Genomic DNA, 18,563 nt, shown 5'->3' with positions numbered 1-18,563 from the left:
AGAGCCTGATGAGTGATACCCCCGAGAACGTTGCCGACTCTGCAGGGTCCGATGTGCAGCTGGACACGATCGAACGCGCGATCGCCGACATCGCGGCGGGCAAGGCCGTGGTCGTCGTCGACGACGAGGACCGGGAGAACGAGGGCGACCTGATCTTCGCCGCCGAGAAGGCGACCCCCGAACTCGTCGCCTTCATGGTCCGGTACACGTCCGGCTATCTCTGCGTCCCGCTCGACGGCGACACGTGCGATCGCCTCGGCCTGCCGCCGATGTATTCGATGAACCAGGACAAGCACGGCACCGCCTACACGGTGACCGTCGATGCCCGCGAGGGCATCGGCACCGGCATCAGCGCATCCGACCGCGCCACCACCATGCGGCTGCTGTCCGCGCCGGACAGCACGGCCGGCGACTTCACGCGGCCCGGCCACGTGGTCCCGCTGCGGGCGAAGGACGGCGGCGTGCTGCGGCGCCCCGGACACACCGAGGCCGCCGTCGACCTGGCGCGGCTCGCCGGCCTGACACCGGCGGGCGTGATCTGCGAGATCGTCAGTCAGAAGGACGTCGGCTCGATGGCGCAGACCGACGAGCTGCGGGTCTTCGCCGACGAGCACGACCTCGCCCTGGTCTCGATCGCCGACCTGATCGCCTGGCGGCGCCGGCACGAAAAGCATGTCGTACGGGTCGCCGACGCCCGAATCCCCACGCGCCACGGCGATTTCCGCGCGGTCGGTTATTCGAGTGTCTTCGATGACGTCGAGCACGTCGCACTCGTCATGGGCGACATCGCCGGTGCCGACGGTGCCGGCCACGACGTTCTGGTCCGGGTTCACTCGGAATGTCTGACCGGTGACGTCTTCGGCTCGCTTCGCTGCGACTGCGGACCGCAACTCGATGCGGCGCTGGAGATGGTGGCCGCCGAGGGTCGCGGGATCGTGCTGTACATGCGCGGTCACGAAGGCCGCGGTATCGGCCTCCTCCACAAGTTGCAGGCGTATCAACTGCAGGACGCCGGCTCGGACACGGTCGACGCCAACCTGCAGTTGGGCCTGCCGGCGGATTCCCGGGATTACGGACTGGGCGCACAGATCCTCGTCGATCTCGGCGTGTCGTCGATGCGATTGCTGACCAACAATCCCGCCAAGCGAGTGGGCCTCGACGGCTACGGGCTGCAGATCGTCGAACGGGTGCCCATGCCGCTTCGTGCAAATCCGGAGAATCTGCGGTACCTGCGTACCAAGCGTGATCGCATGGGACATGATCTGGAGGGCTTGGACGTCGAACATCCGCATGGCCCACATGATCTCGGCCCCGGAACTGATCTCGGCCCCGGAACTGATCTCGGCCCCGGAACTGATCTCGGCACCGAAACGTCCTCCAACGGCGGGAGTCCGGCATGAGCGGGCACGGCGAACCGCAACTGGAACTCGCCGACGCCGGCAAATTGCGGCTCGCGATCGTGTCGTCTCAGTGGCACGAGACCATCTGCACCGCGCTGCTCGACGGCGCGCGCCGCGCGGCGAGTAAACACGGGATCGACGACCCCACCATCGTGGCCGTCGCCGGTGCGATCGAACTACCGGTCATCGTCCAAGCGCTGGCGCGATCGCACGACGCGGTCGTGGCGCTCGGCGTGGTGATCAAGGGTGAGACGCCACACTTCGACTACGTGTGCGACGCGGTCACCGCCGGCCTGACCCGGGTCTCCCTCGACGAGTCGACCCCGGTCGGTAACGGTGTGCTCACCGTTTTGACCGAAGACCAGGCCATCGCGCGTGCCGGCCTACCCGGGTCCACCGAGGACAAGGGCGCGCAGGCGACGGTCGCCGCGCTGGCGTCGGCGCTCACGCTGCGCGCGCTGTCCCGCGGCGAGGATCTGCCCTCGGTCGGCGCGGCACCCGCCGCGACGGACGCGTGAGCGCGGGGGAGAACTCGGCCGACGGTGACTGGGACTTCGTGTACCGGCCACATCGGATGCCGAGGTTCGCGATTGCGGCGGCGGTCGTCGTCCTCGCGATCCACATCACGTTCGGCATCCTGCTGACCATCTCCGACACCGGGCCCCGCAACATTGGAACCGCCGACCAGGCCGCGATCATCCTCATCGGCATCCTGATCTGCGGGGCCATCCTCCTGCTGACCCGCCCCCGTCTACGGGTCGGCCGGGCGGGTATCGGGGTGCGGAATCTGGTCGGGGAGAGGCTGTTCGGCTGGGACGACGTGGTCGGGCTCACCTATCCGGAACGCGGTTTCGGCGCGCAACTCGAACTACCCGCCGACGAACACATCCCGGTCCTGGCCGTGCAGGCCGGTGATGGTGACCGCGCCGTCGAGGCGATGAACCGCTATCGGGAACTCGAGGAGCGCTACGGAAACGTGCAACGGTCGCGCTGATGCAGGCCGGGCACACCGCGACTGCTGTCAGCGTCGGCGACTAGCCTGGAATCCGTGGCCGACCCGATGACGTACCGTCCCGCACCCGGGACGATTCCTACCGAACCCGGGGTCTACCGCTTCCGCGATGCGCACGGTCGGGTGATCTACGTCGGGAAGGCCAAGAGTCTGCGGTCGCGGCTCACGTCGTATTTCGCCGACATCGCGTCCCTGCATCCCCGGACCCGCCAGATGGTGACCACCGCTGCCTCGGTGGAGTGGACGGTGGTGGGCACGGAGGTCGAGGCGCTTCAGCTCGAATACAACTGGATCAAGGAGTTCGACCCGCGGTTCAACGTCCGGTATCGGGACGACAAGTCTTACCCGATGCTGGCCGTCACCCTCAACGAGGAGTACCCCCGCCTGTTCGTCTACCGCGGGCCGCGGCGTCGGGGCGTTCGCTACTTCGGTCCGTATTCGCACGCCTGGGCGATCCGGGAGACGGTGGACCTCCTGACGCGTGTGTTCCCGGCACGCACCTGCTCGGGCGGCGTGTTCAAACGTCATCGGCAGATCGATCGGCCGTGTCTGCTGGGCTACATCGACAAGTGCGCCGCCCCGTGCGTGGGTCGCGTCAGCGCCGCCGAGCACCGCGAGATCGTCGACGACTTCTGCGACTTCCTGGCCGGCCGCACCGACCAGATGATCCGTCGGATGGAACGTGAGATGTCCTCGGCCGCAGAGGAACTCGACTTCGAGCGCGCGGCGAGACTGCGCGACGACATCGGGGCCATGCGGCGCGCCATGGAGAAGCAGGCTGTGGTGCTCGGTGACGGCACCGACGCCGACGTGATCGCCTTCGCAGGGGACGATCTCGAGGTCTCGGTGCAGATCTTCCACGTGCGTGGCGGACGTGTGCGCGGCCAGCGCGGATGGGTGGTGGAACGCTCGGACAACGGTACCGTCGGCGAGATGGTCGGTGAGTTCCTCACCCAGTTCTACGGCCAGCAGGTCGATCTCGACGCGACCGTCGACATCGGCACCGACCGGGCGCGTGGTGAAGCGGTGCCGCGTGAGGTCCTGATTCCCGAAATGCCCGGTGATGCCGAGGAACTCGAAGACTGGCTGTCGGGACTGCGCGGCAGTCGTGTCCGCTTGCGGGTACCGCAGCGCGGCGACAAGAAGGCGCTGTTCGACACGGTGGGCCGCAACGCTTCCGAAGCTCTGGCCCAGCACAAGCTCCGGCGCGCCGGTGACCTCACGACCCGCTCGGCGGCGCTCACTGAGCTACAGGAGTCGCTCGCCCTCGATCAGGCGCCGCTGCGGATCGAATGCGTCGACATCTCCCATGTGCAGGGGACCGACGTGGTGGCCTCCCTCGTCGTGTTCGAGGACGGATTGCCGCGCAAGTCGGACTACCGTCATTACTCCATCCGGCACGCCGCGGGCGACGGGCGTTCCGACGACGTGGCGTCGATCGCCGAGGTCACCCGGCGACGCTTCCTGCGCCACCGCGCAGATCAGCAACCCGCCGATCAGCAACCCGCCGATCAGCAAATCGAGGCGGCGGGACCAGATCACGTGCCGCCGACGGTTCCGAAGAAGTTCGCTTATCCGCCGAACCTGTTCGTCGTCGACGGCGGTGCGCCCCAGGTGCACGCTGCCGCGGCAGTGCTCGACGAACTCGGGATCACCGACGTGTCCGTCATCGGTCTCGCGAAACGACTCGAAGAGGTGTGGCTGCCCGACGATGACGAACCGGCGATCCTGCCGCGGTCCAGCGAGGCGCTGTTCCTGCTGCAGCGGGTCCGGGACGAGGCACACCGATTCGCGATCACCTTCCACCGCAGCAAGCGCAGCAAACGGATGACCGAGTCCGTGCTCGACGGGGTTCCGGGTCTGGGACGGACGCGCAAGACCGCGCTGGTCACCCACTTCGGTTCGGTCGCACGGTTACGTGAGGCATCCTTGGAGGACATATCGGAGGTTCCGGGGATCGGGCGCTCGACCGCGCGAGCGGTGCTGACCGCACTGTCGGTGTCCGGGACGACGACTGTGGATCAGGCGAGCCGAGAACACACCAACACAGCTCAACCAAGCACAGCTCACACGGGCACGGATCAACCACACGGAGGCGACGATGACGACTGACGACGAGACGCCCACCGACGACCTCACCGTTCTGTTCGTCGCGGGGATGTCGGGCGCCGGTCGGTCGACGGCCGCAAACGTTCTCGAGGACGACGGCTGGTATGTCGCCGACAATGTTCCACCGTCGTTGATCTCGAAGATGGTGCAGATGGTTCGCGACAGCGACCCCGGGATCACGCGCCTCGCAATGGTGCTGCGCGCGTCGGACCCCGATCTCGCGACGGAACTCGAGGCACTTCGAACGTCCTTGGAGGACGGCGGAATCCGTACCAAACTGCTCTACCTCGACGCCAGCGATCACGCGCTGGTCCGGCGATTCGAGCAGGTGCGCCGACGACATCCGTTGCAGGGCAGGGAAACCCTCACCGAAGGAATTGCCCGGGAGCGGGCCATCTTGGCACCGATCAAGAACGTAGCCGACCTGGTGGTGGAAACCTCGGCGCTGACCGTGGCCAAGCTGCGGGAGGTGGTCGAGGAGGCCTATCCGCATTCCGACAGCAGCCTGTCGGTGGCCGTCCTGTCGTTCGGCTTCAAATACGGCCTGCCGATCGACTCCGATCTCGTCGTCGACGTGCGCTTTCTGCCGAACCCGTACTGGGTCGACGAATTGCGTGACCACAACGGCCAGGAAGCGCCCGTGCGCGACTACGTGCTCGGTCACCCCGACGCCGCGGGTTTCCTCGATCTGTATACCGAGCTGGTGGGCATCGTGGGTCGCGGCTATCTGCGAGAGGGCAAGCGCTACATGACGATCAGCGTCGGCTGTACCGGTGGCAAGCACCGCAGTGTGGCGCTCTCGGAGGAACTCGCCCGGCGACTCGGCGAGATGACCGACGACACCGGCGCAGCCCCGTACGACGTGCGGGTGCTGCATCGTGATTTGGGGCGCGAATGACCGGCGTCGGTCGCATCGTCGCGCTCGGCGGCGGGCACGGCCTGTACGCGACGCTGACCGCGATGCGATATCTGAGTCCCGACGTGACCGCGGTGGTGACGGTCGCCGACGATGGCGGATCGTCCGGGCGACTTCGGGCCGAACTCGGGGTGATCCCGCCGGGGGATCTGCGAATGGCCTTGGTGGCGTTGATGTGTGCGCCCGCCGCCCTCGACGAACTTGCTGCCCGTGATGAGAGCGGCGAAGACCGCGCTCGTCACGATCGTTGGGCGCACGCCCTCCAGCACCGATTCGGCGGCCGCGGCGCGCTCGCCGGCCATCCCATCGGCAATCTGTTGCTCGCCGGACTCACCGAGGTCCTCGGCGGTACCGAGGCCGCGCTCGACGAACTGCGGACGGTCTTCGGGATCGACGGTCGGGTGCTCCCGATGTCGACGGTGCCACTCGACATCGAGGCCGACGTCTCGGGCCTGGAATCCGATCCGCGGATCAGCCGGTGCATCCGTGGCCAGGTGGCGGTGGCGACCACACCCGGAAAGGTGCGTCGTGTGCGTCTGCTGCCGGCAGAACCGCCCGCGTCCCGTGCCGCGATCGACGCGATCGACGCGGCCGATCTCGTGGTTCTCGGGCCGGGATCGTGGTTTTCCAGTGTGATTCCGCACGTTCTGGTCCCGGAACAACTTCAGGCTCTGCAGCGCACCGCGGCCCGCAAGATCCTCTTTGTGAATCTGGCACCGGAACCGGGTGAGACACCTGGGTTTTCGGTCGAACGGCATCTGCATGTGCTGCACGCCCATGCCGACCGGTTCCGCGTGGATCACGTTGTGGTCGACGCTGCGTCCGTGCCCGCCGGACGCGAGCGTGATCATCTGATCCGCGCTGCGGAGATGTTCGGTGCGCATTTGCATGTGGGTGACCTGGCCAAGGACGGGCAACAGGTCCATGACCCGGCCAAAGTCGCGACTCTGGTGAACGAACTGTGCGAACGTGAAGTCAGCCGCTAGGCTTGCCGGGCAGCGTGGGCCCCGTGGTGGTCCAGCGATTCTGGTGGCGACGGCCACGTGACAGGAGGACAGGGACTGGTGGCGATGACCGCGGCGGTGAAGGACGAACTCAGTCGTCTCGCGGTGACTCAGGTGAGTTGCCGAAAAGCCGAGGTGTCGGCGCTCCTGCGGTTCGCGGGCGGATTGCACATCATCGGCGGTCGCGTGGTGGTCGAGGCCGAAGTCGACATGGGCAATGTGGCCCGCCGTCTGCGTCGCGAGATCTTCGAGTTGTACGGATACAACTCCGATGTGCACGTGCTACGCGGTGGCGGTCTTCGGAAGTCGGCGCGCTACATCCTGCGGGTGACCAAGGACGGCGAGGGGCTGGCCCGGCAGACCGGGCTGCTCGATCTGCGTGGCCGCCCGGTGCGCGGTCTGCCGGCCCAGGTCGTAGGCGGCAGCGTGGCGGACGCGGAGGCGGCCTGGCGCGGAGCATTCCTTGCCCACGGTTCGCTCACCGAACCGGGCCGTTCGTCGGCGTTGGAGGTCAGCTGTCCCGGGCCAGAGGCGGCGCTCGCCCTGGTGGGCGCGGCCCGCCGGCTCGGTGTGGCCGCCAAGGCGCGCGAGGTGCGCGGCGCCGACCGCGTGGTGATCCGCGACGGCGAGGCGATCGGCGCGTTGCTGACGCGGATGGGCGCACACGACACCAGGCTCGTCTGGGAAGAACGGCGGATGCGGCGCGAGGTGCGTGCGACCGCCAACCGGCTCGCCAACTTCGACGACGCGAACCTTCGCCGATCGGCCCGGGCCGCCGTTGCCGCCGCCGCGCGCGTCGAGCGCGCACTGGAGATCCTCGGCGACGAGGTACCGGATCACCTGATCGCGGCCGGCCAGTTGCGGATCACCCACCGCCAGGCCTCGCTCGAGGAACTCGGCCAGCTCGCGGATCCGCCGATGACCAAGGACGCGGTCGCCGGACGTATCCGCCGGTTGCTGTCGATGGCCGACAAGAAGGCGCGGCAGGATGGCATTCCCGACACGGAATCCGCGGTGACCTCCGATCTCCTCGACGACGCCTGACTCTGACCCCGACGGGTTCACCTCCCGTTCACGTTCGCTCGTCCATTCACCCCTTACGTGCACCCTTCGGGGCATGTCCTACTAGGCTTAAGGATGGCGTGTCCGTGTTCGCGATCCTCACGAGCCCGGGCACGATCCCCGCAGAGCTCGATGAGGAAACCGCTAAGGAGCGCAACAGTGACTGTTCGGGTAGGCGTCAACGGATTCGGCCGGATCGGCCGCAACTTCTTCCGCGCCGTTGAAGCACAAAAAGCATTGGGCACCACCGACATCGAGATCGTTGCGGTCAATGACCTGACCGACAACGCGACTCTCGCCACCCTCCTGAAGTTCGACTCCATCCTGGGTCGTCTGCCCGAAGACGTGGGCCTCGAGGGCGACGACACCATCGTCGTCGGGGACAAGAAGATCAAGGCATGGGCCATCAAGGAGGGTCCGGCCGCGCTGCCGTGGGGCGATGTGGGCGTCGATGTCGTCGTCGAATCCACCGGCATCTTCACCGACGGCACCAAGGCGAAGGGTCACCTCGACGCCGGCGCCAAGAAGGTTCTCATCTCCGCTCCGGCGAAGAACGAGGACATCACCATCGTGATGGGCGTCAACGACGACAAGTACGACGGCAGTCAGAACATCATCTCCAACGCGTCGTGCACCACCAACTGCCTCGGCCCGCTGGCCAAGGTCGTCAACGACGAGTTCGGCATCGTCAAGGGTCTGATGACCACGATCCACGCCTACACGCAGGATCAGAACCTGCAGGACGGACCGCACTCCGATCTGCGTCGCGCGCGTGCGGCCGCCCTCAACATCGTCCCGACCTCCACCGGTGCGGCGAAGGCCATCTCCCTGGTGCTGCCCGAACTGACCGGCAAACTCGACGGTTTCGCGCTTCGTGTGCCGATCCCGACCGGCTCGATCACCGACCTCACCGTCGAACTCGAGAAGGGCCCCACCGCCGACGAGATCAACGCAGCGCTCAAGGCCGCCGCAGACGGACCGCTCAAGGGCATCCTGAAGTACTACGACGCGCCGATCGTGTCGAGTGACATCGTCACCGACCCGCATTCGTCGCTGTTCGACTCCGGTCTCACCAAGGTCATCGGCGGCAACATGGCGAAGGTCAGCTCCTGGTACGACAACGAGTGGGGCTACTCCAACCGCCTCGTCGACCTGGCGGGCCTCGTCGGCAAGTCCCTCTGAGCCTCGCTCCACCGACCTCAGGAGTCACACGAGAATGGCTGTACCCACACTGAAAGACCTTCTGGACGAAGGCGTTTCGGGTCGGGGAGTGCTGGTTCGATCGGATTTCAACGTCCCGCTCGACGGGTCGACGATCACCGATCCGGGCCGCATCCTCGCCTCCCTGCCCACCCTGAAGGCGTTGATCGACGCCGGCGCCAAGGTGATCATCACCGCCCACCTCGGGCGGCCGAAAGGGGAGCCCGATCCGAAGTACTCGCTGGCACCGGTCGCCGAGCGGCTCGGTGCGGAGCTTGGCCGCAACGTGCAACTCGCCGGTGACGTGGTCGGCTCTGACGCGCTCGCCCGGGCCGAGGGCCTGACCGACGGGGATGTACTCCTGCTGGAGAACATCCGCTTCGATCCGCGCGAGACCTCCAAGGACGAGGCCGAGCGTGAGTCCCTGGCCAAGGCGCTGGTGGAGCTCGTCGGCGACGACGGAGCGTTCGTCTCGGATGGCTTCGGCGTGGTGCACCGCAAGCAGGCGTCGGTGTACGACGTCGCCAAGCTCCTCCCGCACTACGCAGGAGAGCTGGTGGCCACCGAGGTCAATGTGCTGGCAAAGCTGACCCACGACGTGTCGCGCCCGTACGCCGTGGTGCTCGGCGGGTCCAAGGTGTCGGACAAGCTGGGTGTCATCGAGGCACTTGCGCCCAAGGTCGACACGCTGGTGATCGGTGGCGGTATGGCCTTCACCTTCCTTGCCGCACAAGGACATTCAGTGGGTTCGTCGCTGTTGCAAGAAGATCAGATCGACGTCTGCAAGGACCTCTTGGAGCGGTTCGGTGACGTGATCCACCTGCCGGTGGACGTGGTGGTGGCCGACAAGTTCGCCGCCGACGCCGAGTCCGACACGGTGTCCACCGATGCGATCCCGGACGGCTGGATGGGTCTGGACATCGGGCCGGAATCGGTGAAGCGGTTCGCCGCCGTGCTCGGCGGCGCGGAGACGATCTTCTGGAACGGTCCGTCGGGTGTGTTCGAGTTCGAGAAGTTCTCGGCAGGCACCAAGGGGGTGGCCGAGGCCATCGCCGGTGCCACCGCCAAGGGTGCCTTCACCGTCGTCGGCGGCGGTGACTCGGCGGCTGCGGTGCGGACGCTCGGGCTGCCCGATGATGGTTTCTCGCACATCTCGACCGGCGGCGGCGCGTCGTTGGAATACCTGGAAGGCAAGGAATTGCCCGGACTGAAGGTGTTGGAGAGCTGAATGTCAGGTTCACGTAAGCCGCTCATCGCGGGCAACTGGAAGATGAACCTGAATCATCTGGAGGCGATCGCGCTCGTCCAGAAGATCGCGTTCGCGTTGCCGGCGAAGTATTTCGACAAGGTCGACGTGACGGTCATCCCGCCGTTCACGGATATCCGCAGCGTGCAGACCGTCGTCGACGGCGACAAGTTGCTGCTCACCTATGGTGCGCAGGATCTGTCTGCACACGATTCCGGTGCTTACACCGGCGAGATCAGCGGTGCGTTCCTCGCCAAGCTCGGCTGCACTTTTGTGGTGGTCGGGCATTCGGAGCGTCGCACGATGCACGCCGAGACCGACGACGTGGTGCTGGCCAAGACCAAGGCGGCACTCAAGCACGGTCTCACGCCGATCGTCTGCATAGGTGAAGGACTCGACATCCGCGAATCCGGCGAGCACGTCGCGTACAACGTGGCGCAGCTCAAGGGCTCGCTGGCCGGGTTGTCGGCGGAGGAGATCGCGAAGGTCGTCATCGCCTACGAACCGGTGTGGGCGATCGGTACCGGCCGGGTGGCCAGTGCCGACGACGCGCAGGAGGTGTGCAAGGCGGTTCGCGAGACTCTCGTCGAGATCGCCGACGATGCCACCGCGGCATCGGTCCGGGTCCTCTACGGCGGATCGGTGAACGCCAAGAACGTCGGGGACATCGTCGGCCAGGCCGACGTCGACGGTGCACTCGTGGGTGGGGCCTCGCTCAAATCGGACGAGTTCGCCACGCTGTCGGCGATCGCCGCGGGTGGCCCGCTGCCCTGATTCGGGTACACCATCTGTACACTGTGGCAGGTTGGTCTCGAGACGCCTCGTGACCGGCCTGCCATCGGTGTCTTCGAGACATTTCTGATGGCTGACCTCAGACTTCTCGACAGAACAGGATCGCAAGCCAGTGTCAGTGGAAACCGCGCTCGATATCGGACTGATCGTGACGAGTGTCCTGCTCATCGTGCTCGTGCTGCTGCACCGCGGTAAGGGCGGCGGCCTGTCGTCCCTGTTCGGTGGCGGTGTCCAGTCCAGCTTGTCGGGTTCGAGCGTCGTGGAACGCAACCTCGACCGACTGACGATCTTCGTCGGCCTCATCTGGTTCATCCTCATCATCGGCGTGGGCGTCAACATCAAGCTGTCCTGACGCGCACGGCGCACCCCGCATCCAACCCGATGGCACCTGTGCCGTCGGGTTGTTGCATTTGTGACGAGAGTGTCCCTGCGGATCGGCGCCTCCGAGATGCCCCGACGACCGTTAGCCGGAATACTGAACGGCATGACTGAATCCCTCCCGTCACGGGGTGCCCCGGAATGGCGTCCGACAATCACCATCGCCGACCTCATCTCCGTCGACGACGAGGGTCGTGCGCTCACCGAACCGCTGCGCGAGGACATCAGGCTGCTGGGTGGAATCCTGGGCAATACCGTCCGTGAGCACGCGGGCGACGAGGTGTTCGACATCGTCGAGACGGCACGGACCGCGGCCTTCAAGATCCGTCACTCCGAGATCGATCGCGACGAACTCGCCGGCCTGTTCGTCGACCTGGACATCTCGGTGGCGCTGCCGGTGATTCGGGCCTTCAGCCATTTCGCCCTGCTGGCCAACCTGGCCGAGGACATCCACCGCGAACGGCGCCGGGCGATCCACGTTCGTGCCGGGGATCCACCACAGGACAGCAGCCTGGAAGCCACCTACGCCAAGCTCGCAGCGGCCGGACTCACCGACGACGCGGTCGGCAAGGCCCTCGCCGATGCCACCGTCGTCCCGGTCATCACGGCTCACCCCACCGAGACCCGCAGGCGGACGGTGTTCGAGGCGCAGAATCGCATCACCGAACTGCTCCGGTTCCGCAATCGCACCGAGCTGATGCCGGACGAGGACGCCACCGTCACCGAGTCGATCCGGCGACAGATCCTCACGATGTGGCAGACCGCATTGATCCGGTTGGAACGGTTGACCATTCAGGACGAGATCCGCTCCGGACTCCGGTATTACGACGCCTCGTTCTTCGACGTCGTGCCCAAGATCAACAATGCGGTTCGAGCCTCGCTGCGCGCCGCATACCCCGACGCCGGACTGGCCGACGATCCGATTCTCCGGATGGGTTCGTGGATCGGTGGTGACCGCGACGGCAACCCCTTCGTGACCGGCGAGATCGTGGAGATGGCAACCACTTTGGCTGCACGCACCGCGATCGGACATCACCTCGACGAACTGCACAAACTCGCGCAGGAACTGAGCATGTCGACGCGGCTGATGAACCCGGGCTCCGAACTCTACGAGTTGGCCGGTGTGTCCGCCGAGGAAGCCGCGGCCGACGAACCGTTCCGGCTTGCCCTGCGCCACATCCGTTCTCGGCTCGTCACCACGGCGACCGAGCTGTTCGGCGAGGAAGTGATGAAGGCCTCCGACCTGTTCCTGGTCAACGGGCGGCCGGCCTATGCGTCCGCCGACGAACTGCTCGCGGACCTCGACGTGCTCGATGCCGCATTGCGTGTCGGCAAGGACGACATCATCGCCGACGACCGTCTGCTCACGCTGCGAGAATCGGTGCGTACCTTCGGTTTCAACCTGTCGGGTCTGGACATGCGCCAGAACTCCGACATGCACGAGGAAGTGATCGGCGAGCTGCTCGCCTGGTCGGGGGTGCACCCCGACTACGCCTCGCTCGACGAGGACGAGCGGGTGGCGATCCTCTCCGCCGAGCTTCAGGCACGGCGCCCGCTGACGCGACCCGACGCCGACCTGAGCGAACTCGCGATCAAGGAACTGAACATCGTGCGTGCCGCGGCCGGCGCGGTTGCCAAGTTCGGTCCGCAGGCTGTGCCGAACTACATCATCAGCATGTGCACCTCGGTGAGTGACATGCTCGAGCCGATGATCCTGCTGAAGGAAGCGGGCCTCATCGACATCGACCCGGAATCGGGCAAACTCGTGTCCACGGTGCGCATCGTGCCGTTGTTCGAGACCATCGAGGACCTGCAGCAGGGCGCGACGACACTCCTCGCCGCGCTGGACCTGCCGTTCTACCGGGACCTCGTCGACTCACAGTCCGGAATGCAAGAAGTCATGCTCGGCTATTCCGACTCGAACAAGGACGGCGGCTACATGGCCGCCAACTGGGCTCTCTACCGCGGCGAGCTCGATCTGGTGGAAGCCGCCGAGAAAGCCGGAATCCGGTTGCGGCTCTTCCACGGTCGCGGCGGCACCGTCGGCCGTGGTGGTGGACCGAGCTACGACGCGATCCTCGCCCAGCCGCCCGGGGCCGTGCAGGGTTCGCTGCGCATCACCGAACAGGGTGAGATCATCGCGGCGAAATACGCAGAGCCGGTGAGCGCGGAACGCAACCTCGAGACGCTGCTCGCTGCGACCATCGAGTCGTCGCTGCTCGACGTCGAAGGCCTCGGCGACGACTCGGAAGACGCGTACACGAACATGGACGAGATCGCGGCGCTGGCGCGGTCGGCCTACAGCAAGCTGGTGCACGAGACCCCCGGCTTTGTGGAGTACTTCACCACCTCCACGCCGCTGTCGGAGATCGGTGCGCTCAACATCGGCAGCCGGCCGGCGTCGCGGAAGCAGACCGAGAAGATCTCGGATCTGCGCGCGATCCCATGGGTGCTGTCGTGGACCCAGTCGCGCGTGATGCTCCCGGGCTGGTACAGCACCGGGTCGGCATTCGCGGAGTGGATCGGCGATTCCGACGAGCGGCTCGCGACGCTGCAGCGCTACTACAAAGAGTGGCCGTTCTTCCGGACCGTCATGTCGAACATGGCGCAGGTGCTCGCGAAGTCGGATATGGGCCTGGCGCACCGCTACGCGCAGCTGGTTCCCGATCAAGAGTTGCGCGACAAGGTGTTCGGGATGATCGTCGACGAGCATGCCCTGACGATCGAGATGTACTCGAAGATCACCGGCACCGACGACCTGCTCTCGGACAACGCCGCGCTCAAGCGATCGGTGTACAACCGATTCCCGTACCTCGAGCCGCTGAATCTCCTGCAGGTCGAGCTGCTCCGACGCTTCCGCGCCGGTGACACCGAACCACGCATCCCGCGCGGCATCCAGCTCACCATGAACGGACTCGCGACGGCGTTGCGCAACAGCGGGTAGAGGTCGATCGGTAGCAGTAGTGGGCGGCGGGCGCGCACTATTGCTACGAAATCTTCTCCGCAGCGGCGTCGTCGAGGAACCAGATGGTCTCCTCGGTGCCGTGTGCGCCGGCGCACGGCCAATCGGCGGGATCGGCTCCTTCGTGCGCAGCGGCGACCGCCTCGGCCTTGTCGGCGCCGGCGACCAAGAACCACACGGCCTTGCTGCGGTTGACGACGGGAAGCGTCAAGGTGATGCGACGCGGGGGCGGCTTGGGTGAATCTTCAACCGCGACAACCGACTTCACGGACTCTGCGGTGGCCGGTGTGTGCGGGAACAGGGAGTTGATGTGCCCTTCGCCGCCCATGCCGAGGAGATGGATGTCGAAAAGGGGCGCAACCCCGTCGGAGGAGTTGGCGGCCAATACCGCTGCGTAATCGGCTGCGGCAGCGTTGATGTCGTCACCGAACGGCCCGTCCGAAGGTGCCATCGGATGGATGCGGTCGGGGTTCAGCGGGACCTTGTCGAGCAGCGCCTCGCGGGCCTGGCCGTCGTTGCGTTCCGGATCGTCGGCGGGGACGAATCGGTCGTCGCCCCAGTACACGTCGACCCGTGACCAGTCGACCGAGCCGCTGTCGGCGGCCAGCGCGGCGAGGATCGCGATGCCGTTGCTGCCACCGGTCAAGACGACGTGCGCATGACCGCGCTCCTGCTGCGCACGGGTGATCAGATCGACGAAACGCGTTGCGGCAGTAGCGACGAGCTCGTCCTTGGTATCGAAGACGAGGGTCTCGGTACTCATCAGGCGATACCTTCCACGATGATCTCGGTCGCACCGCGCAGTGCGTCGGCGTACACCTCGTCGGTGTCGAGTCGGCGCAGCTCCTCGATGAGGCACATGGGCAGATCGCGCCTGCTCATGGCAACTCGGCCATCGGGCTTGCCGGGTTCGGTGATGACGGCGTTGTTGTTCTGGTCGATCGCGAGGATCGTCGGCCCCTGCTGCCGTTGCAACCGAACCTCGAAGCTGCCCATCCTCCGGTAGACGGGCACCCCGAGGGCGGCGCGCATCCAGCCGGCGAGCAGGTCGACGGCGGGGGACAGTTGCGGTCCGGTGACCTCGACCGCCGTGATCGGATCGTGCGGCGGACGGTCGACGGTAGAGGCGAGAAGGGCTCGCCAATGGGTGATCTGGGTCCACGCGAGGTCGGTGTCACCGGGCGAGTACGTCGCCAGCCGGCGCGCGAGCACCGTCTCGGGATTGGCCGACTTTGACGCGTCGAGGATGCGTCGGCGACCGAGCTGACCCAGGGGATCGGCGGCCGGATACTCGGGCGCGGCACCGGGCCACCAGGTGACGACGGGGGTGTCTGGCAGGAGGAACGGCGTCACCACGCTGGCCGGCTGATCCGACAACTCACCGTGCAGCGCCAGCACCACGACTTCCGAGGCACCGGCGTCGCCGCCGACGCGGTACTGGGCGTCGAGCCGCGATTCCTCGTCTCGACTCCCGCGCGACACCACGATGACGCGGCTGGGGTGTTCACGGCTCGCACCGACAGCGGCTTCGATGGCGCCTTCGGTCGGCTCACCGTGATCCGCGCACACGACGAGCGTCAGCACACGGCCCAGGCTGATCGCGCCGCCGGACTCGCGGACGGAGACGATCTTCTTGGCCACCTCGTTGGTCGAGGTGTCGGGCAACTCGATGATCATCGGGTGATCTCCTCAGTGAGCGGTCGGGAGTGAGCTATCACGGCCGACGCCATGACCGTCCGGTCCGTTCGAGCATCTCGTCGGCCGACGCCGGACCCCACGTGCCCGATTCGTAGCTGTCCGGCGAACCCTCTTGCGCCCAGCAGTCGAGCACGGGATCGAGTATTTCCCAAGACAATTCGACTTCCTCGTTGACCGGGAACAGCGATGGTTCGCCGAGCAGCACGTCGAGGATGAGCCGCTCGTAGGCCTCGGGCGACGCCTCGGTGAACGCGGTGCCGTAGCTGAAGTCCATGTTCACGTCGCGAACCTCCATGCTGGAGGCAGGCACCTTGGAACCGAATCGCAGTGTGATGCCCTCGTCGGGCTGCACGCGGATGACCAGAGCGTTCTGGCTCAGTTCCTCCGTCATCGTCTTGTCGAAGGGGAGGTGTGGCGCGCGTTTGAACACCAGCGCGATCTCCGTGACGCGTCGGCCCAACCGCTTGCCGGTACGCAGGTAGAACGGCACGCCGGCCCATCGTCGGGAATCGACCTCGAGGGCGATCGCGGCATAGGTCTCGGTGGTCGAGTCCTTGGCGAACCCCTCTTCGTCCTTGAGTCCCGGAACCTTCTCACTGCCCTGCCAGCCCGGTCCGTACTGACCGCGGGCGGTGTTCTCCGCGATCGGCAAGATGTTGCTCGTCGCCGAGAGCACCTTGATCTTCTCGGCCTGTAACTGCTTGGGTTCGAAGGAGATCGGCTCTTCCATCGCGACCAGGGCCATCAGCTGGAGCAGGTGGTTCTGGATGACGTCACGGGCCGCGCCGATCCCGTCGTAGTAACCCGCGCGCCCACCGAGGCCGATGTCCTCGGCCATGGTGATCTGCACATGGTCGACGTAGTGCGAACTCCACAGCGGATCGAACAGCTGATTGGCAAAGCGCAGCGCAAGGATGTTCTGCACCGTCTCCTTGCCGAGGTAGTGGTCGATGCGGAACACCGACGACTCCGGAAAGACGCTGTTCACAATGGCATTGAGCTGTTTGGCGGATTCGAGATCGTGTCCGAAGGGCTTCTCGATCACCACACGTCGCCAGTTGTCGCGGTTGGACGAGGTGGCCAGGCCACTGCGATGCAGTTGTTCGCACACCGTCGGGAATGCGTTCGGCGGGATCGACAGGTAGAAGGCGTGGTTGCCGTCGGTCCCGCGTTCTTTGTCGAGGGTCGCGAGCGTGTCCTTGAGCCGGTCGAACGACGCGTCGTCGTCGAACGAGCCCTGGACGAACCGGAATCCCTCGGTGAGTCGTTCCCACACCTCCTCGCGGAACCCGGTGCGGGCGTGCTCACGAACGGCGTCGTGGACGACCTTCGCGAAATCCTCGTCGTCCCAATCGCGCCGCCCGAACCCGACCAGCGCGAACGACGGCGGAAGCAGACCGCGGTTGGCGAGATCGTAGATCGCCGGCATCAACTTCTTGCGGGCGAGGTCGCCCGTAACACCGAAGATGATGAGACTGCACGGTCCGGCAATCCGGGGGAGCCGCTTGTCACGTGGGTCGCGAAGCGGGTTGGACCAACGCTTCTCACCCCTGGGCACGCGCGTCAGCCCTGTGCGGCGGTCAACTGCTCGGCGGTCGCGCTGAGCAGATCGTTCCAGGCATCCTCGAACTTGCTCACGCCCTCGGTCTCCAGAACCTCGAAGACGTCCGCGAAGTCGATGCCGACCGCGGCGATCGCGTCGAACACCTCCTGGGACTCCTGACCGAGCCCGACGATCGACGAGGTGTTGACCCAGCCGTGGTCGGCGAAGGCATCCATCGTCTTGCCCGGCATGGTGTTCACCGTGTTGGGTGCGACGAGTTCGCTGACGTAGAGGGTGTCGGGGTAGTCGGGATTCTTCACGCCGGTCGAGGCCCACAGCGCTCGCTGCGGCCGCGCGCCCTGCGCCAGCAGGTCCGGGAAGCGCGACTCCACCTCGAAGATCTCCTGATACGCCTGGTAGGCCAGGCGCGCGTTCGCGAGGGCAGCCTTGCCGCGCAGTCCGAGGGCATCGGGGGTGCCGATGGCGTCGAGGCGCTTGTCGACCTCGGTGTCCACGCGGGAGACGAAGAACGACGCCACCGAGTGGATCGACGACAGGTCGTGACCGGCCAGGGCGGCCGCATCCAGGCCGTCGAGGTAGGCGTCCATGACCCCCTTGTAGCGCTCCACGGAGAAGATCAGCGTGACGTTGACGCTGATGCCCTCGGCGAGGACCTTGGTGATCGCGGGCAGCCCGGCCTTGGTCGCCGGGATCTTGATGAGGAGGTTGGGGCGGTCGACGATCTTCCAGAGTTCGACGGCCTGTGCGACCGTGCCCTCGGTGTCGTGAGCGAGGCGGGGATCCACCTCGATCGACACTCGACCGTCCACACCGTGGGACTCCTCGAACACCGGAGCCAGGACGTCGCACGCGTTGCGGACATCGTCGGTGGTGACGGTGCGAATGGTCGCGTCCACATCGGCTCCGCGCGCGGCCAATTCGTTGACCTGCGCGTCGTAGCTGGTGCCCTTCGACAGCGCGGCCTGGAAGATCGACGGGTTGGTGGTCACGCCGACCACCGATTTGGTGGCGATGAGGTCGGCGAGGTCGCCGGAGGAGATCAGGTCACGGGACAGGTCGTCGAGCCACACGGACACTCCGGCGGCGGACAGTTCGGCGAGCTTGCTGTTCTGGGTCACGGGTTTCCCTTTCGGGTTGCGCACGCAGGATGCGTACTTGTGGTGCGCTCGGGATCGCCGAACGCGATGGCGCCTGAGGTCAGGTTTTCCTCTGGTGACACG

At 66.2% G+C, this 18,563-nt stretch carries 16 protein-coding genes; 12 read left to right on the top strand and 4 right to left on the bottom strand.

The features are described from left to right. The first annotated feature begins 8 nt into the window (after positions 1 to 8). The 12 genes from MKW15_RS12805 (at position 9) to ppc (ending at position 14,063) form a co-directional block, all read left to right on the top strand. The gene (locus tag MKW15_RS12805; protein WP_240858270.1) at positions 9 to 1,400 is read left to right on the top strand and encodes a bifunctional 3,4-dihydroxy-2-butanone-4-phosphate synthase/GTP cyclohydrolase II; all 1,392 of its coding nucleotides are present in this window, start codon (positions 9 to 11) and stop codon (positions 1,398 to 1,400) included. Then, the gene (gene ribH, locus MKW15_RS12800) at positions 1,397 to 1,918 is read left to right on the top strand and encodes a 6,7-dimethyl-8-ribityllumazine synthase (RefSeq protein WP_240858262.1); all 522 of its coding nucleotides are present in this window, start codon (positions 1,397 to 1,399) and stop codon (positions 1,916 to 1,918) included. Before MKW15_RS12805 ends, ribH begins: the two co-directional genes overlap by 4 nt. 56 nt (positions 1,919 to 1,974) lie before the next feature. Then, a complete protein-coding gene (locus MKW15_RS12795) occupies positions 1,975 to 2,394 on the top strand; it encodes a PH domain-containing protein (RefSeq protein ID WP_240858660.1) in 420 nt (139 codons plus the stop codon). Between the two features lie 54 nt (positions 2,395 to 2,448). After that, on the top strand, positions 2,449 to 4,524 hold the full coding sequence (uvrC, locus tag MKW15_RS12790; RefSeq protein WP_240858258.1) for an excinuclease ABC subunit UvrC: 2,076 nt from the start codon (positions 2,449 to 2,451) through the stop codon (positions 4,522 to 4,524). Continuing rightward, positions 4,514 to 5,419 (top strand): RNase adapter RapZ, encoded by a 906-nt coding sequence (gene rapZ / locus MKW15_RS12785; RefSeq protein ID WP_240858250.1) that lies wholly within the window; start codon positions 4,514 to 4,516, stop codon positions 5,417 to 5,419. Before uvrC ends, rapZ begins: the two co-directional genes overlap by 11 nt. Next, positions 5,416 to 6,423, top strand: coding sequence for a gluconeogenesis factor YvcK family protein (locus MKW15_RS12780; protein ID WP_240858247.1), 1,008 nt, complete (start codon positions 5,416 to 5,418; stop codon positions 6,421 to 6,423). Before rapZ ends, MKW15_RS12780 begins: the two co-directional genes overlap by 4 nt. Positions 6,424 to 6,507: 84 nt before the next feature. Further along, on the top strand, positions 6,508 to 7,485 hold the full coding sequence (gene whiA, locus MKW15_RS12775; protein WP_240858659.1) for a DNA-binding protein WhiA: 978 nt from the start codon (positions 6,508 to 6,510) through the stop codon (positions 7,483 to 7,485). A gap of 177 nt (positions 7,486 to 7,662) precedes the next feature. Next, positions 7,663 to 8,685, top strand: a complete 1,023-nt coding sequence (gene gap / locus MKW15_RS12770) for a type I glyceraldehyde-3-phosphate dehydrogenase (protein ID WP_240858233.1) — start codon at positions 7,663 to 7,665, stop codon at positions 8,683 to 8,685. 34 nt (positions 8,686 to 8,719) lie between these two features. Next, the gene (locus tag MKW15_RS12765; RefSeq protein WP_240858226.1) at positions 8,720 to 9,931 is read left to right on the top strand and encodes a phosphoglycerate kinase; all 1,212 of its coding nucleotides are present in this window, start codon (positions 8,720 to 8,722) and stop codon (positions 9,929 to 9,931) included. Next, positions 9,932 to 10,723: a triose-phosphate isomerase gene (gene tpiA / locus MKW15_RS12760; RefSeq protein WP_240858220.1), complete on the top strand. Its 792-nt coding sequence runs from the start codon at positions 9,932 to 9,934 to the stop codon at positions 10,721 to 10,723. Between the two features lie 136 nt (positions 10,724 to 10,859). Then, positions 10,860 to 11,093 (top strand): preprotein translocase subunit SecG, encoded by a 234-nt coding sequence (gene secG, locus MKW15_RS12755; RefSeq protein ID WP_240858655.1) that lies wholly within the window; start codon positions 10,860 to 10,862, stop codon positions 11,091 to 11,093. 132 nt (positions 11,094 to 11,225) lie between these two features. Beyond that, a complete protein-coding gene (ppc, locus tag MKW15_RS12750; protein WP_240858213.1) occupies positions 11,226 to 14,063 on the top strand; it encodes a phosphoenolpyruvate carboxylase in 2,838 nt (945 codons plus the stop codon). A gap of 43 nt (positions 14,064 to 14,106) precedes the next feature. Here ppc and pgl read toward each other — a convergent pair whose 3' ends face one another. Genes pgl through tal form a run of 4 tightly spaced genes read right to left on the bottom strand, consistent with a single transcriptional unit; the run spans position 14,107 to position 18,461 of the window. Then, entirely contained in the window at positions 14,107 to 14,844 is a 738-nt protein-coding gene (pgl, locus tag MKW15_RS12745) for a 6-phosphogluconolactonase (RefSeq protein WP_240858208.1), read from the bottom strand. Beyond that, positions 14,844 to 15,758 carry a glucose-6-phosphate dehydrogenase assembly protein OpcA gene (locus MKW15_RS12740; RefSeq protein WP_240858198.1) on the bottom strand — a complete coding sequence of 305 codons (915 nt, stop codon included), beginning with the start codon at positions 15,756 to 15,758 and terminating at the stop codon, positions 14,844 to 14,846. The genes pgl and MKW15_RS12740 overlap by 1 nt, the downstream gene beginning before the upstream one ends. A 37-nt stretch (positions 15,759 to 15,795) precedes the next feature. Then, complete coding sequence (gene zwf, locus MKW15_RS12735) at positions 15,796 to 17,337, bottom strand: glucose-6-phosphate dehydrogenase (protein ID WP_240858196.1); 1,542 nt, start codon at positions 17,335 to 17,337, stop codon at positions 15,796 to 15,798. A gap of 5 nt (positions 17,338 to 17,342) precedes the next feature. Then, entirely contained in the window at positions 17,343 to 18,461 is a 1,119-nt protein-coding gene (gene tal / locus MKW15_RS12730; protein WP_240858187.1) for a transaldolase, read from the bottom strand. Between the last annotated feature and the right edge of the window lie 102 nt (positions 18,462 to 18,563).

The sequence above is a fragment of the Gordonia gummivorans genome (assembly GCF_022513585.1).
In the GTDB taxonomy this organism is placed as follows: domain Bacteria; phylum Actinomycetota; class Actinomycetes; order Mycobacteriales; family Mycobacteriaceae; genus Gordonia.
Note: the sequence above shows the minus strand (reverse complement) of the source record. Positions and strands in the feature narration are given on the sequence as shown.

Excerpts from the sequence above, each read along its gene's own strand:
- pgl (WP_240858208.1), bottom strand. The coding sequence starts at position 14,844 with ATGAGTACCGAGACCCTCGTCTTCGATACCAAGGACGAGCTCGTCGCT.
- MKW15_RS12765 (WP_240858226.1), top strand. The coding sequence starts at position 8,720 with ATGGCTGTACCCACACTGAAAGACCTTCTGGACGAAGGCGTTTCGGGT.
- MKW15_RS12805 (WP_240858270.1), top strand. The coding sequence starts at position 9 with ATGAGTGATACCCCCGAGAACGTTGCCGACTCTGCAGGGTCCGATGTG.
- ribH (WP_240858262.1), top strand. The coding sequence starts at position 1,397 with ATGAGCGGGCACGGCGAACCGCAACTGGAACTCGCCGACGCCGGCAAA.
- MKW15_RS12740 (WP_240858198.1), bottom strand. The coding sequence starts at position 15,758 with ATGATCATCGAGTTGCCCGACACCTCGACCAACGAGGTGGCCAAGAAG.
- tpiA (WP_240858220.1), top strand. The coding sequence starts at position 9,932 with ATGTCAGGTTCACGTAAGCCGCTCATCGCGGGCAACTGGAAGATGAAC.
- ppc (WP_240858213.1), top strand. The coding sequence starts at position 11,226 with ATGACTGAATCCCTCCCGTCACGGGGTGCCCCGGAATGGCGTCCGACA.
- MKW15_RS12780 (WP_240858247.1), top strand. The coding sequence starts at position 5,416 with ATGACCGGCGTCGGTCGCATCGTCGCGCTCGGCGGCGGGCACGGCCTG.
- rapZ (WP_240858250.1), top strand. The coding sequence starts at position 4,514 with ATGACGACTGACGACGAGACGCCCACCGACGACCTCACCGTTCTGTTC.
- MKW15_RS12795 (WP_240858660.1), top strand. The coding sequence starts at position 1,975 with ATGCCGAGGTTCGCGATTGCGGCGGCGGTCGTCGTCCTCGCGATCCAC.
- whiA (WP_240858659.1), top strand. The coding sequence starts at position 6,508 with ATGACCGCGGCGGTGAAGGACGAACTCAGTCGTCTCGCGGTGACTCAG.